This window comes from Aeromonas sp. 82P (assembly GCF_051919365.1).
In the GTDB taxonomy this organism is placed as follows: Bacteria; Pseudomonadota; Gammaproteobacteria; order Enterobacterales; family Aeromonadaceae; genus Aeromonas; species Aeromonas veronii.
Genome location: NZ_JBQBEV010000004.1, coordinates 1 through 14,655 on the forward strand (window position 1 = coordinate 1; position 14,655 = coordinate 14,655).

General features: G+C 59.6%; 13 protein-coding genes. 7 read left to right on the top strand and 6 right to left on the bottom strand.

Annotated elements, in window-relative coordinates; all coding sequences use genetic code 11:
* The coding region (locus ACTG2S_RS21050) for an MBL fold metallo-hydrolase (protein ID WP_439983280.1) at window positions 1-963 on the bottom strand (963 nt) is incomplete at its 3' end.
* 309 nt (window positions 964-1,272) lie between these two features.
* Window positions 1,273-2,193: a LysR substrate-binding domain-containing protein gene (locus ACTG2S_RS21055; RefSeq protein ID WP_362848846.1), complete on the bottom strand. Its 921-nt coding sequence runs from the start codon at window positions 2,191-2,193 to the stop codon at window positions 1,273-1,275.
* 313 nt (window positions 2,194-2,506) lie between these two features.
* Here ACTG2S_RS21055 and ACTG2S_RS21060 point away from each other — a divergent pair, with 313 nt between their 5' ends.
* A complete protein-coding gene (locus ACTG2S_RS21060; RefSeq protein WP_010634417.1) occupies window positions 2,507-2,695 on the top strand; it encodes a hypothetical protein in 189 nt (62 codons plus the stop codon).
* 64 nt (window positions 2,696-2,759) lie between these two features.
* Here the strand turns inward: ACTG2S_RS21060 and ACTG2S_RS21065 are convergent, their stop codons facing one another.
* From ACTG2S_RS21065 to ACTG2S_RS21075, 3 genes are all read right to left on the bottom strand, one after another.
* Complete coding sequence (locus tag ACTG2S_RS21065) at window positions 2,760-3,050, bottom strand: hypothetical protein (RefSeq protein ID WP_010634416.1); 291 nt, start codon at window positions 3,048-3,050, stop codon at window positions 2,760-2,762.
* Window positions 3,051-3,317: 267 nt separating this feature from the next.
* Entirely contained in the window at window positions 3,318-5,324 is a 2,007-nt protein-coding gene (locus tag ACTG2S_RS21070) for a methyl-accepting chemotaxis protein (RefSeq protein ID WP_439960342.1), read from the bottom strand.
* A 193-nt stretch (window positions 5,325-5,517) separates the two neighbouring features.
* Complete coding sequence (locus tag ACTG2S_RS21075) at window positions 5,518-6,813, bottom strand: hypothetical protein (RefSeq protein WP_439960341.1); 1,296 nt, start codon at window positions 6,811-6,813, stop codon at window positions 5,518-5,520.
* A 257-nt stretch (window positions 6,814-7,070) separates the two neighbouring features.
* Between ACTG2S_RS21075 and ACTG2S_RS21080 the strand changes: the two genes are divergently transcribed.
* The 4 genes from ACTG2S_RS21080 (at window position 7,071) to ACTG2S_RS21095 (ending at window position 10,208) form a co-directional block, all read left to right on the top strand.
* The gene (locus tag ACTG2S_RS21080; RefSeq protein WP_005299455.1) at window positions 7,071-7,454 is read left to right on the top strand and encodes a Rid family detoxifying hydrolase; all 384 of its coding nucleotides are present in this window, start codon (window positions 7,071-7,073) and stop codon (window positions 7,452-7,454) included.
* A gap of 22 nt (window positions 7,455-7,476) precedes the next feature.
* Entirely contained in the window at window positions 7,477-8,766 is a 1,290-nt protein-coding gene (locus ACTG2S_RS21085; RefSeq protein WP_043166427.1) for an L-cysteine desulfidase family protein, read from the top strand.
* A 58-nt stretch (window positions 8,767-8,824) separates the two neighbouring features.
* Entirely contained in the window at window positions 8,825-9,478 is a 654-nt protein-coding gene (locus ACTG2S_RS21090) for a helix-turn-helix transcriptional regulator (RefSeq protein ID WP_005299461.1), read from the top strand.
* A 142-nt stretch (window positions 9,479-9,620) separates the two neighbouring features.
* Entirely contained in the window at window positions 9,621-10,208 is a 588-nt protein-coding gene (locus ACTG2S_RS21095; RefSeq protein WP_242764886.1) for a histidine phosphatase family protein, read from the top strand.
* A gap of 49 nt (window positions 10,209-10,257) precedes the next feature.
* Here the strand turns inward: ACTG2S_RS21095 and ACTG2S_RS21100 are convergent, their stop codons facing one another.
* Window positions 10,258-13,401, bottom strand: coding sequence for a DUF3427 domain-containing protein (locus ACTG2S_RS21100; protein WP_439960340.1), 3,144 nt, complete (start codon window positions 13,399-13,401; stop codon window positions 10,258-10,260).
* A gap of 154 nt (window positions 13,402-13,555) precedes the next feature.
* On the opposite strand from ACTG2S_RS21100, the gene ACTG2S_RS21105 reads away from it, so the two are divergent.
* Together ACTG2S_RS21105 and ACTG2S_RS21110 are read left to right on the top strand one after the other, a co-directional pair.
* Complete coding sequence (locus ACTG2S_RS21105) at window positions 13,556-14,023, top strand: hypothetical protein (RefSeq protein ID WP_439960339.1); 468 nt, start codon at window positions 13,556-13,558, stop codon at window positions 14,021-14,023.
* A 153-nt stretch (window positions 14,024-14,176) separates the two neighbouring features.
* Window positions 14,177-14,545 carry a VOC family protein gene (locus tag ACTG2S_RS21110; RefSeq protein ID WP_439960338.1) on the top strand — a complete coding sequence of 123 codons (369 nt, stop codon included), beginning with the start codon at window positions 14,177-14,179 and terminating at the stop codon, window positions 14,543-14,545.
* The last annotated feature ends 110 nt before the right edge of the window (window positions 14,546-14,655 follow it).

The following is a 14,655-nucleotide window of genomic DNA, read 5'->3' on the forward strand; positions in this document are numbered from 1 at the left end:
CAGGGTGAGGATGTTGTGCATGGTGTTGGTGGTGTTCTCGGCCATCCAGAGCGCCTTGCTCTCCGGGAACCAGGTGTTCATCTCGGCCGGCGCTTCGGTGCCCGGGGTCATCTGGAAGACCATCCGCACGCCGTCCAGGGTGACCTCTTCCCCACTCTTGGTGATGAAACGGGTCGGCAGCAGCAGGGAGGGCACGCCGGTGGAGGTAGTCTGCCCCAGGCCGCCATTCACGCCTCCCTGGGCATTGCGCGGCAGCAGGGCGCCATACATGTAGACGGCGCGGCGGGCCATGGCGTTGCCGGCGATGACGTTTTCCGAGACCGCATGCTCGGTGAACCCTTCGGGGGCGATGATCTGAACCCCGTTCTTTTTCACCTCGTCCGGCGAGTTGAAGAGGCCGGCGGCCCCGCCGTAGTGATCCACGTGGGAGTGGCTGTAGACCACGGCAGTGACCGGCCGCTCGCCCAGGGTCTTGTTGATGAAGGCGAGGGCCGCCTTGGCGGTCTGCGGCGAGATCAGCGGGTCGAAGACGATCCATCCCTTGTCACCCTGGATGAAGGTGATGTTGGAGAGATCGAAGCCGCGAATCTGGTAAATCTTGTCGGTCACCTTGAACAAGCCGTACTCCATGTTCAGCTGGGCATTGCGCCACAGGCTCGGGTTGACGGTATCCGGCGCCGTCTTGTCCAGGCCGATGTAGGTCTTGTATTGCTCCAGATCCCACACCACGTTGCCCTGCTCATCCTTGATGGTGAGGGTATCCGGTTTGGCGATGAAGCCGCGCCGGGCGTCCTCGAAATCCTGCTTGTCGTTGAATGGCAGGGTGTGCAGCACATTCTGGTTGGCCTGGATGGTAAATTCGCTGGCTGGCTTGGGGTTGATGACGGCCCAGGCCGGCTGCAACAGCAGGGAGCCACAGAGGCATAGGGTGACAATGGTGTGCGTCGAGAACTTGAGCTTCATCTGTCTTTCTCCAGATTGTGGTGGGTAGGCAGGACCAAGTGTAGTCAGACTCTGATGCCTCCCAGTAAACAGGGTGAGTGACGGGTAGCCGAGATGGCGCCAGCCATGGCAGGCGCTATCCGGACCCGGAGTGAAACGTAGGGCGAGAGATGCCCCCTGACGACATGTCTCATGAACATGGTCAGCGTTGCTCTGTTAGTCGGGCGTTGCGGCATTGCGCCGAGGGCACGGCAACGGGGTCGGCACCAGAGTAGTCAAGCCGGCCGCAACAATCATGGCAGCCGGCAATAAACGACAGTTAAGCGGTGGTTAAATGAGGGGGACGCCGGCGCTGATGAGGTGTAGTTGGCGGATAAACCACTGGAGGGCGGGATCCCGGTCCTGCGCCTGGTGCCAGCTGATGTAGACGGGACAGTAGCTGGAGGCCCAGGGCAGCGGAAAATCCTTGAGCCGCAGGGTGTCGCGCACCTGTGCGACATGCCACTGGCTGACCACGCAGAGCCACTCGGTCTGGCTGACCAAGGAGAGGGCGGTGAGCAGGGCGTTGCTCTCATAGGCAATCTTGCGGGGAGGCAGGGCCTGCTCGCTGAGGCTGCGGATGACCCAGTCGTCCTTGCGGCGCACATCCCAGACCACGTGCTCCTCGGCAAAGAAGGTTTCGAAGTCGAGGCTCTCCCCGATGCGCGGATGATCGGCGCGACAGGCCACCCTGAGCTCCAGGGTCAGCAGGGATTCGTTGCAAAAGCCGGTCTCTTCCAGCGCCGTGCTGGCCAGCACCAGGTCGATGTTGCGAAGGCGCAGCGCCTGCTGACGCAGGTGCTCTTCAAACATGCCGGGCACCGACTCCACCCGGCAGTGGGGCGCCACCCTGGCCAGATGGGCGAGCAGCGCCGGCAACAGCAGGAGATCGAGGTCCGGGTGGCTGGCGATGCGAAAGATGCGCTGGCTGGTGAGGGGCTCGAACGCCTGGTTGAGCAGCAGGGAGCGCTCCATGGTATGCAGGGCGGTGCGGATCTCCCGGTGCAGGGCGAGGGCACGGCTGGTGGGGATGATCCCGCGGCCATCGCGGCGAAACAGGGGCTCGCCGATGAGATCGCTGAGCCTGCGAATGGCCTGACTGATGGCGGCGGGGGTCATCTCCAGGCTGGCGGCCGCGGCCGATACCCCCTTCTCGGTCATGACGCGATCGAAGATGCGAAACAGGTTCAGATCTATGTGGGAGTGGCTCATCTATACCTCCTCTGCGGGCCTGGTCGTGTGGCGCCAGGCGCTGGCTGTCGCCGGGCCCCGCCATGGGGTGAAGGGCGCCTGAGGGGCTGCGCAGGATCCGCTGCCCCAGCTCACATTGTGGCGGGCGTGGCTGACTGAGAACTTAACGAGCAGCATATGACCATCGCTGAGGCAGAAGAAGCGCCTTTCGGGGCTCTTTTACCGAGAAATGGTGGCGTCGGCAACCTGGCTTGATCTGCATCAAGTTTGTAACACTCTGGTTACTTTACGGTCGAAAAAGGATGTGGGTAGTAGGTAACAGAAGGATGGATGTATGGAACTTGAAAGGGACCCGAGATGTTATACCGACGTCTGTATCGACGGTAAGTGGTATCACTATGACCACTGCAGCACGCACGTTTACATGCTGATGGGAGGGGCGGCACCGAGCATGACGCTGGCTTATGAGCCCAGCAGCGAGGAGGAGTTGATCGAGATGCTCCGCCAGCTCGCCTGCGGTTGAACCATATTGCTGCGGCCATCGGCAGCTTGCCGATGGCCGCATTTCGTCTATCTGCTCAATTTACTCAACTTTCTTGGCGCTGTCCCCGCAGTGCCTTGCCGAGCGCCTGCACGGCGACGGCCGCGGCGTAACCGGCGTCCGACTTGCCCATCTCGTCGGCCACGTAGAGGAAGTTGGAGCCATACTTCTCCACCGCCTCGCGCGGGTTGGCCGCGTCGATGAAATCCTCTTCTACCTCGAATCCCTGCGCCAGCAGCGCGGCTTTCTCAATCAGAAAGGTGGGGGAGGCCATGTCGATAAAGGTGTACTGCTGCCGGTTGGAGGCCGGGATAGAGAAAAACTGGTACTTCGCCATTTGCGATACCTCGCCTGAACGGTTGTGTCGTGATGCGAGCTTCCTATCGTCGAACTGCCTCTCGGGCGTCGAACTGATCCCCGGGCCTGTTGCAGGCAAAAAGGTGACGTTCGAATCTTGTTGTGGCTGCAGATTACCCCGCTTTCATCTCATCGCACAATGGCTAGTCGATACTTTTTTCGCCAAGAAAAACAATGCAGCCCGGCCGTCTGAATTTGCAAAAAAACCAGCCCCGGCAAGGGGCTGGCGTGGGTGACAGGCGCCGGCTCAGAGCACGAAGCTTTGCACCATGGCACGCAGCTGCTCGGTGAGCTGGTGGATCTGGCGGGCGGCGTCGCGGGCCGCGTTGGCTACCTGCAGCGCCTCGTCGCTGCCATCGGAGATGCGCACCACGTTGCGCTCTATTTCGTTGACCACGGCCCCCTGCTGCTCGATGGCGCTGGCGATCACCGAGTTGGTGTCGACCATGCTGCCTACCCGTTCGGTGATGGCGCCAAAGGCCTGCTGGGCCTCCTGAGCGAGGCCGACCCCCTCCTGCGCCTCGCGGCTGGCGGCGGACATGGCGCTGACCGAGGCGCGGGCGCCAGTTTGCAGTTGCTCGATCATCTGCTGGATCTCGACCGTGGCCCCCTGGGTGCGGTTGGCCAGCGAGCGCACCTCGTCGGCCACCACCGCAAAGCCGCGCCCCTGCTCGCCGGCGCGGGCCGCCTCGATGGCGGCGTTGAGGGCCAGCAGGTTGGTCTGCTCGGCGATGCCGCGGATCACCCCGATGACGCCACCAATCTGGCTGCACTGCTGCTCCAGCTGGCCGATGGTCTCGGCGGTGCGCAGCACCTCGCGGTTGATGTGGTCGATGGCCTTGATGGTACGCTCGACCACCGCCTCGCCTTGGCCCACCACGGCCTGCGCCTCCTGGGTCATGCGGGCGGCCTGCTGGGCGTTGCCCGCCATGTCGTGGGAGGTGGCGGCCAGCTCCTTGATGGCGGTGGCCACCTGATGGGTCTCCCCTTGCTGATCGGCGATCACCTCCTGGGAGCGGCAGGTACGCGCTTCGATTTCGGTGGCGCTCTCCACCACGCTGACGCCGTTCTCCCGCACCCGCAGCATCAGGGTGCGCAGGGTCTGCAGGGTCACGTTGTAATCCCGGCTGATGGCGGCCAGCTCATCCTGGCCGACGATCTCGATCTGCTGGCTGAGATCCTGGGCGTTGACCCGGGCGGCAATCTCCCGCACCCGGCCCACGGTGGCGCGCAGGGAGAGATAGGCGCCGATCATCAGGTAGAGATAGACCAGCAGGATGGCGGTCAGCGGCCCGGTCACCCACCAGAAGTGGCGCTGGTTGGCGGTCATGCGCTGGTGCAGATCCGCCTCCAGCCGCTGGCGCACCTGGCCCGCCAGCGCCGTGATGGCGGCATCCAGCCCATCCCCCAGCGCCAGCACCTCCTGGCTGGAGAGCTGCACCTGCTGATCCTTCATCATCTTGTTTTCCAGGGTGTCGACCCCCTGATGGGCCTGCTGCAACAGGGTGTCGGTCTGTTGGCCCAGCTCGCTGCGATAGGCGGGCGCCATCTCGTAGAGCAGGGTCAGGTCGGCCTCCAGCTCCTGCAGGGTGGCGTTGATGAGGTCGAGGCGAAAGCGCAGGGCGCTATACCCCTGCGCCTGAAACAGGCCGAAGTCGGCGATGGTGGCGGCCCGATCCCGTACCTGGGCCAGCAGGTCGCGCAGCTGCGGCAACCGCTCGCTGGCGAGCACCACCATGTAGTAGGTGCCGAGCGCGGGATCCTGCACCAGGCTGCTGGCGGCGGTAATGCTCTTGTAGAGGTGGCGTACCTCGGTCAGCAGCTTGTCGTGGCGCAGGTTGCTCTGATCCACCTCGAGTCCGAGCGCCTCGTTTTGCAGGCCGGCCCAGCCCTGGGCGAGGGCATCGAAGGTGGGGTTTTGCTGTCCGCTGGCGGCAAAGGCGGCCAGGCTCGCATCGACGGCCCGGGCCGCGGCCTTGACCTCCTCTTCGCCGACCGGGTTCTGCTCATAGCCGTGCCGGGTGACCAGGTTGCGATGGGTCAGCAGGGCCTGCTCGATGGCGGGCAGCGGCGCCAGCTTGACCACGCCGGCCAGCTCCTTGCGGGCCTGGGCATTGTCGTCCTGCAGTCGACCCAGCAGGTTGGTCATGCTGTAGGCGAGCGGCAGCAGCATCAGGCAGGACCAGAGCAAAAACTTGTACTTGAAGGAGAGCTGATTGCCGAGCCGGATGGCGGGCATGAATATCCATTTCATATGAAGCCTCGGGCCCCGAGGGGGGCGTGTAGCGGGATGGCTGGATATTACTCCTCGCCGGGGAGGCTCGGTTGGAAGGGCGGTGGAAGTTGTGATCCTCTTGGCTTTTTCACTCTGGAAGGGGGCTGAATGGGTCAAACAGACGGGCCACCCTCAGGGTGGCCCGCCGCCGATGACACAGGGTGCCGCCAGATCAGTTGAAGGCGAGGAAGGGCGAGACGCAGAGCAGCAGACCGGTGACGATGATGATGTAGAGGGAGACCCCCTTGTACTTGTGCAGCGCCGGCACCTGATAGACCAGGTAGGCCGGGATGAGGCACCCTACCATGCCGAAGATGGGGCTGCAGATGGAGGTGAAGCTCAGCACTGGGGCGTTGAGCACGATGGCCCCCCAGGAGAGCAGCACGGTGAACACCATGATGCCCTTGCCTACCAGCCCCTTGTTGATGCGATCTTCCGGCATCACCCGGCGCAGCAGGTTCATCGCCAGCCCCTGGCAAGCCTCGCGAAAGCCCAGATAGACGCCGAAGTAGGCGGTCATCACCGCGAAGATGTTGAGGGTGAGGCTGAGCAGCTTGAGGGTCTGGCCCGGCATGCCCTGGGCCACCATGGCCAGCGCCGAGATGTTCTCCTCGGAGGCCTTGACCGCCTGCTCGTGGCCCATGGCCAGGGTGAAGGAGACGGCGTAGAAGAACACCACCACGAACAGGATGCCGAAGGCGATGTTCATGGCGCGCATCGCCTTGAAACGGGCCACTTCCAGGGATTTTTCCCGCGAGCGGTAGGAGATCACCATGGGGCTCAGGCTCTGGATGAAGAGAATGGAGGTGAGGGTGAAGGGGAGCATGACGATGGCATCCTTCAGCCAGTCACCGCTGGCCGGCATGGCGGTGATGTTGGCGGCGTCCCACTTGCCCACCATCATCAGGCCGAGCACCGCCACCACGCTGATCTTGGTCAGCACCATGAAGGTGGAGATCTTGAACAAGAGGCTCTCGCCGCGCGAGGCCAGTGCCACCAGGGCGCAGATCAGCACCAGCCCGTAGAAGGGATTCTCGGAGAGCAGTTGCTGGGTGACCCCGAAGCTTTGCAGGAAGGAGGCGCTGTCATTGGTGATGGCGGTGGAGTAGACGAACACCCAGATCACCAGCATCACGAAGTAGAGGGCGCCGAGCAGCACGCCCCAGTTCTTGCCGAGGTAGCCGCTGATGACGCTGGGGTAGTCCTTGCATTCGGGCGAGGTGGCCAGGGTATTGATGAAGAGGCGCTGGAACATGTACATGGCCGGGTAGCCGATCACCGCCGACAGCAGAAACACCCACAGCCCCATCAGTCCCACCTGCACCGGCAGGAAGACGATCCCCGCCCCGATGGCCATGCCGATGCTCATGATGACCCAGCCCCAGTCGGTGCTGTCAAAACGAACCGCTTCTTTCCATTCCAGCGTGCCCATCACGGGCCGGGTGAGTGTCGTACTGTGCGCGTCCATAAAATACCTTGTTTTTGTAGGGGTAAAAATCAGGCGCAAATATAGTTGAATAAAAAGTGGCAAAACAATGCCTTTTATCGCTCTTGTACCCAAAAAGGGAGGCTGATCACGCTTTTCATTTGCACTATTACCGAATTTATCGCTGTTTTTGCAGGTTTTTGTTGAATGAAATGATTAATGAGCAAATAATGTTGAACAGGACAAGACTGTTGATTACAAATGATTGCAAAAATAATTGCATTTTAAGGAGTGGCGATATGAAAAAGATCATAGTGGCGGATGCCGCACCCGATGCCATCGGTCCCTACAGCCATGGCACAGCCTATGGCGACCTCATCTTTACCTCCGGCCAGCTGCCGGTGTGTAAACAGCAGGGCGGCGTGGTGGAAGGGGGTATCGAAGCCCAGAGCCGTCAGGCGCTGGAGAACCTCAAGCATGTGTTGGAGGCCGCCGGCGGCAACCTGGATACCGTGCTCAAGACCACCTGCTATCTCGCCGAGATCAGTGATTTTGCCGCGTTCAACGAGGTTTATAAACGCTATTTCCTGAAAGATTGCCCGGCCCGCAGCTGCTTTGCCGTGAAGGATCTGCCGATGGGTGTCAGGGTGGAAGTGGAAGCGATCGCTCACATCGCTGGTTAATGTTGATAGTAAGGGTGTTCTGATGAAGCAAGCGTGGCAGCAGTATCTGCAGATTATTCAACAGGTTGTCAAACCGGCGCTGGGCTGTACCGAGCCCATCGCCGCCGCTTATGCCGCCGCCGTCGCCGCCCGGCAACTGGGCTGCAAGCCCGTCCGGCTGGAGGTGGTGGTGTCGGACAACCTCTACAAGAACTCCATGGGGGTCTATGTGCCGGGCACCGGCAAGATCGGGCTGGCCATCGCGGCGGCTGCCGGCGCCATCGGCGGTAACGCCGAGGCCGGGCTGGAGGTGCTGGCCGCCATCACGCCGGCCCAGGTCGCAGAGGCGCAGGAGCTGATCGATGCAGGTCAGGTGCAGGTGAGCCGCACCTCGGCCCCCGAGTTCATCTATTGCCGGGTCCGCTTGCTGGGCCTTGATGCAGAGGGCACCGAGCACAGCGCCGAGGTGACCCTGTGCGGCGGCCATACCCGCATCGTCGAGCAGCGCCGCAATGATGAAGTGACCTTCACGGCCGAGCAGGGCCAGGGGGGCGCCACCGGCGCCATCTGCGATGGGGTCGACATCAGCATCGCCGCCATTCATGAGTTCGCCACCCAGGTGGAGTTCGAGCAGATCCGCTTTATCCTGCAGGCCTCCGAGCTCAACGGCAAACTCTCCGACGAGGGGATGAACAACCCCTACGGCCTCGAGATCGGCCGCACCATGCAGCAGAACATCCAGGCCGGCCTCATCGGCGAGGACGTGATGAACCGCATCGTGATGCGCACCGCGGCGGCCTCCGATGCCCGCATGGGGGGCGCCAGCCTGCCGGCCATGAGCAACTTTGGCAGCGGCAACCAGGGCATCGCCGCCACCATCCCGGTGGTGGTCATCGCCGAGCGCTTTGGCGCCAGCGAAGAGCAGCTGGCCCGCGCCCTCATCATGAGCCACCTGGGGGCCATCTACATCAAGTCCCACTATCCGCCGCTGTCGGCCTTTTGCGGCAACACGGTCACCAGCGCGGCGGCCGCCATGGCCATGGTCTATCTGGCGGGCGGCAGTTTCGAACAATCCTGCCACGCCATCCAGAACGTGCTGAGCGACAGCGCCGGCATGGTGTGCGACGGCGCCAAGGCCTCCTGCGCCATGAAGGTGAGCACCTCCTCCGGGGCGGCGGTGCGCGGCTTCCTGATGGCGCTCAACAGCCATGCAGTGTCGGGGCAGGGGATAGTGGCGGGCAACGTGGAGCAGACCATTCGCAACGTGGGCCAGATGGTCAAAGACGGCATGTCTGCCACAGACAGCACCATTATTGATATCATGTCCGCCTGAGTGTCCCTGTCGGCTGCCGCCCTTACCCGGGTCGGCGGCCCTTTTATAAGGTTTCAATGTGAAGCTGCAAGAGCTGAGTCAGACCGATTTCGAGATCCTCAAGGCGATGGAGATCATCGTGGACGGCATCGCCGCCATGTATGGTCAGCACACCGAGGTGCTGCTGCACAGCCTGGATGCGCGCAATCCGTCGATCATCAAGATTGCCAACGGCCATATCACCGGGCGCAGCGTCGGAGCCCCCATCACCAACTTGGCGATGATGAAACTCAAGAGCGGGCAGGATATCTCCAGCCCCTACATGACCAAGTGCGCCACCGGCAAGACGCTGCGCTCGCTCACCACCGTCATTCGCAATGGCGAGGGGCAGGCCATCGGTCTGCTCTGCATCAACACCGACATGGACGCCCCGCTGCAATCCGTGCTGCGCACCATGATGCCGGAGTGCCTGCACGGCCACGATGGTCACGCCACCCCGGAGGTGTTTGCCCGCAACATCGACGAGGCCCTCAACAGCACCATCGACACCGTCAGTGCCGAGGTGCGCGGCAACGAGGCGGTGCCCCCGTCCCAGAAGACCCGGGTCATGGTCAACCAGCTGCACGAGCTCGGCATCTTCGAACTCAAGGACAGCGCCCAGATAGCGGCTCGCCAGCTCGGCATCTCGGTTCACTCCATCTACCGCTATCTGCGGGAGATCAAGAAGGGCTGAGCACGGAGCCTGCCGGCATAAACGGGTCACCATTGACCCGTTTTGTTTTTTTCTTTCCCCCGTCTGCGCCTTGGCTGCCCCGGCACATCTGCTACCATGCCTCTCTTGTTTTTGTTATCTCGTTGAACCTGCTGGAGAAACCATGTCCCGTACCCTCTATCTGCTGCGCCACGGCCAGACCCGTTACAACGCCGAACTGCGACTGCAGGGGCGCTGCAACTCCGAACTGACCGCCAAGGGCGAAGCCCAAGCCCTCGCCATGGGGGCCCGTCTGGCCAAGCTGCTGGCCGAGCCCGCCGACTGGACCCTTTACGCCAGCCCCCTCGGCCGGGCGCGCCAGACCGCGGAGCGGGTGTGCCAGCAGCTTGGCTTGGACCAAGCGCGTATCGTCTGGGACGAGCGGCTGGTGGAGTTGGGGATGGGAGAGTGGGAGAGTCGCCGGGTACCCGAGCTGCTGGCGGCCCACCCCGAGCTCGATCTGGAGCAGCCAGACTGGTACCTGCAGGCCCCAGAGGGGGAGAGTTTTCAGAGCATTCAGGGCCGGGCGCTGAGCTGGCTGCAAGATGAGCGCATCGCTGAGCGCGCCATCGTGGTCTCTCACGGGCTGTTTGGCTCCATGTTGCGCGGCGCCTATGCGGACTTGGACTACACCACCACCTGGCTGCAGGAACTGCCGCAGGATGCCTTCTTCAAACTGAGCGGCGGCCGCATCGAGCGGATCCCCTGCTGATCCCAACCAAAACGGCTCGCCATTGGCGAGCCGTTTTTTGTTTAGTCGTTTAGCCAACGGCCAATTTTGCTGCATCCTTCCACATAAATGGCGGCATCGGGGTCATTAGGTGCCATTTGATGTTCATCGGTTGGCTGCCGCTATGAGATACGTACTCCACCTCACCAAAGTTCACAAAGCCAAGAGTGCGGCCAAATTCATCTTTGCTCTGCTCACGGACGAACAGAAACAAGCGCTTACCCTCTGCCCTGTGATTTATGTAACTCAGCCCCTTACCCCGTTCTGGGCGAGCGCTGTTTTGGCTCTGCCAATGAAACAGCGACTCGTTAATGGCGTAGTCGTGATAACGGGTAGTGGGGGAGAAGTGCTGTTCCGTTTTGTTCAAGGTCACGAACAGCAACTCGATATTTTGCTCTGCGATGACATATACCCCTTCGCGAGTGGTGGGTTGCTGCGCGAAGGTGGTTGCACCAAAGCCAACTAGCACCTGCTCTCTGGCATAACGGGCATGCAGTTGCAGTGGATTGCCGGGAATGTCAGGCATGGTCAGTTGCTCGTGTTGCACCCGGTTGATCAGCATGGGCAGCAGATCTGCCAGCTCGGCCCTTAACTCTGGTTGATTGAGTTGTTTCAGGCTGTGTGCCAAGGAGCTAAAGCCTGCGTTAGGGCCGCTCTGTTGCCAGAAGTCGTAATGGCACATCAAGGCCATACGTTCATCGTGCGTGGCCGTTAAGGTAAATGCGTCTGCCACCAAGGTTTGTAGGAAGTTCAAGTAATGGAGCGCATCGCAACCCAATAGCCGGGTTCTGATAGCCCGGGTATAGAGGGTAGATAGCTTCTCATCACTCATTTCAGAAACGGTATGGTTGTGTGCCTGTTTGACCAAGGTGCTCCAGTTACCGCGCTTGTAGATCTCCTCAAGGTTGATGTGAGGGTAAAACTTCAAAAAGTTCGCCAGCGTCAGCGGTAAATCGCAATCCTGTGAGAAACGGCGGATCAGGCCCATGAGGCGTGAGGTATTGAGAGTCGCCCTCTTGATATTGCTCAGAATTAACTCTTGGGTCTGTTTTGAGAGCTCGATGCGGCAACCCAATGGGGCATGGGGAAAGCCTTGTTTGATTTCGTGGCTGATCGCCTTATTGGTTTTACCCACCAGAGCTCGGAATTTCTGAGTAAAGTCATACTCCGCGCGAGCATTGCCAACAAAATCCAACACGATACAGCACTCTTTATCGCTCGCCAGCCGCAGGCCCCGCCCTAATTGCTGCAAGAAAATGGTGAGGCTTTCCGTTGGTCGTAAAAACAGCAAGGTATCGACTTCCGGGATATCGACACCTTCGTTGAAGATGTCCACCACGCAGAGAATATTGATAACGCCGGTACGCAACTCCTGTTGTTTGCTATGCCGCTCGTCTCGGTTATCGCTGGTGAGGATGTCAGCCTTGATGCCCTTCAATAAAAATGCCTTGCACATAAAATCGGCATGTTCACGGCTAACACAAAATGCCAGCGCTTTGATCTTGGTAATATCGGTGACGATCTCATCGAGGCTCTGAACTATCTTCTGTACCCGCTGCTGATTGTGGGTATAGATATTGGTGAGCTCAGTGATGTCATAACGACCATTTTTCCAGGTCACTTGGCGCAAGTCAGTATCATCATCGATACCAAAATATTGGAACGGGCAGAGATGGCGACGATTGATGGCCTCTGGCAATCGGATCTCCGCTGCGATGACACCACAAAAATCAGCGAGAATATCGCTGCCATCATGGCGCTCTGGCGTTGCGGTTAATCCCAACAGAATGTGAGGTTCAAAGGCGGCGAGCAGACCACGATAACTGACCGCAGCAATATGGTGAACCTCATCGATGACGATGTAATCGAAATAGTCTGGGCTAAGACGTAAATTAGCCAGCTGGTTATTCAATGATTGCACCGAGGCAAATAGTTGACGGTAGTGAGTAGGCACGGCACCGCCGACCAAGAGTTCGCCAAAATTGGATTGCTTGAGCACACCGCGGTACGAGGCTAATGCTTGGCGCAAGATCTCTTCTTTGTGGGCGACAAACAGGAACTTGGCGTCGGGTTTGGTTTTCAGAAAACGCGCAAAATCAAAAGCGGAGATCAGGGTTTTCCCTGTACCGGTGGCCGCCACCACCAAGTTACGAAAGCGCTGGTGTAAAGTGCGCTCCATCGCCAATTGCTCAAGGATCTCCTGTTGATGGGGAAATGGCGCGATATCAAAGAAATAGGAAGAGCTATTTCTGTCACCATCCCCACGGGCCTCTTGCAGCGCATGCTGCAATTTTGTTCGGCTTTCGAGCTTGCCATCAAACAGCTCAAAATCATCGGATTCCCAATAGGTTTCAAAGGTACTCAGGGATTTATCGATAATATGAGGGATCTCTTGCGAGGTGATTTTTAGGTTCCACTCCAAGCCGCTGGTGAGGGCAGAATGAGAGAGGTTGGATGAACCTATATAGCCGGTATGAAAGCCGGTATTTCGGCAAAATAGATAACTTTTGGCATGCAACCGCTCGCGCTGGGTGTTATAGCTGAGTTTGACTTCGGTATTGGGGAGGCTGGCTAAAAATTCAACTGCCTTGGCATCGGTTGCACCCATATAAGAGGTAGTAATTACTTTTAATTGGCGGCCGCTGCGGGTGAACTCTTCCAGCTCATGACGGAAAATACGGATCCCTGCCCATTTGATAAATGAGACCAGCCAACAGATGCTATCTGCCGATAATATCTCCCGTTTAATCTCCGACTCCATCGACAAACCCGCATTGCTGCCGCAGAACAGCTCACTTTGCGTTAGACCGGTCAGAGGGAAAATATCCTCGGCATATTGCTTTAAATTGGCAGAGATGGGGTTATCCAACTGGTAGAGCGCTGTCAGAATTTTTCCTTGACTATCGATGAGGTTCTCGCCAATAAAGTCTGGGTCTTGTGTGCGATCCTTTAGCCAAAGTAATAACTGGTTAGCCAGCTCAATCTGCCGTTGCAGCTGATCCTCTCCAGTTACCGAACCCACTGCATATTCCAAAACCCGGCTCAGAAATCGCGATAACCAGACTGCCGCTTCGGCAGGTTCAAGCTGGCGTTCCCCTACGTAAAAGCGCTCGCGGTCGAGTCGAGATGTCAGCAGTTGAGTAATGAGTTGTTCATAAATACCACATTGTTGCATCGAACACTGGCCTTGAACGTTGTACATGAGGGTGGCGAGAAGAGTATCATTTTTTCCAACCAAATCAGTAAGCTGTTGTCGCCTGTTACTCGTTTGAAAATTGCCCCGATTTTCCGTGATACAACTCGGCAGTGGTAACCACAAGGAGGTGGTGATGGATCCGGTTTCTTATCTTTTCTCGGCTTATCTCAATCTGGTACAGCAGCAGGTATCGGATATTTATGGCACTGAGCTCAAGTCGCTGGTGGTGGAGTATGAGGGGGAACAAATCCCCTTTGCCTTCCAGTTCTGGCAGCTGCAGCCGAAAAGCGTCTGCCGCAGCTACGAGCAGGATACACGGCGCTTCAGCCAATGCACCGTCAAGGCGGCGGCGCTATTTGGCAAGCTGTGCGATCAGTTGTCCCGCCAGGACGACAGCCACTCGCAGCAGCCCCAGTATCGCGCTATGTACTGTGCCGCTTCAGTCAACTACCGCCCCATGATCGCCGACATTCGCGAGAGCAAACCGGATGCGGCCCGGCAGGCTGAGCGCGCCTGCAATCAGGCCATTCTGGCCGCGATGGACAGTGATGATGAAGCCCTGCTGGCCCAGCGTGATCAGGCGTGTCGTACCCAACAGTGAAGGCCAACGCCGACTTCACTCAGCTAGCGGCTTTGCTCGGCCATCTTTGCGCCATTCGGCACAGTTGCCGGGTGGACAATTGGGTATGATGAGGGCGCCCACAGGCCAGTCTGTCGGGCCAGCGCTATCGACACACATCAGCCAGGAGGGGACATGATCAGCCATATCGACCATCTGGTATTGACGGTCAGTGATATCGAGCAGGCCGTCGCGTTTTACAGCTCGGTGCTCAACATGGAAGCCATCACCTTTGGGGCGGGGCGCCGGGCCCTGCGCTTTGGCAACCAGAAGATCAATCTGCAACTGCTGGGGCAGGAGCCGCGCAACCGGGCGCAGGTGGGCTCGGGGGATCTCTGCCTCATCACCCGCTGGCCGCTGGAGCAGGTCATCGCCCAGCTCCATTGCCACGGGGTGGAGATAGTGGAGGGGCCGGTGACCAAGAGCGGAGCCTGCGGCCCCATCGAGTCGGTCTACTGCCTGGATCTGGATCACAACCTGATTGAGATTAGCCGCTATCCCTGATGGCGCTTGGCATCGGGTGACGGCCGGTGGATGCCGCTCTGTCTGAGCAAGTACTGAGGGGGCCCCATGTCGGCCCCATCCTGACGCACAACCTTAATGAGCCCCGGCAA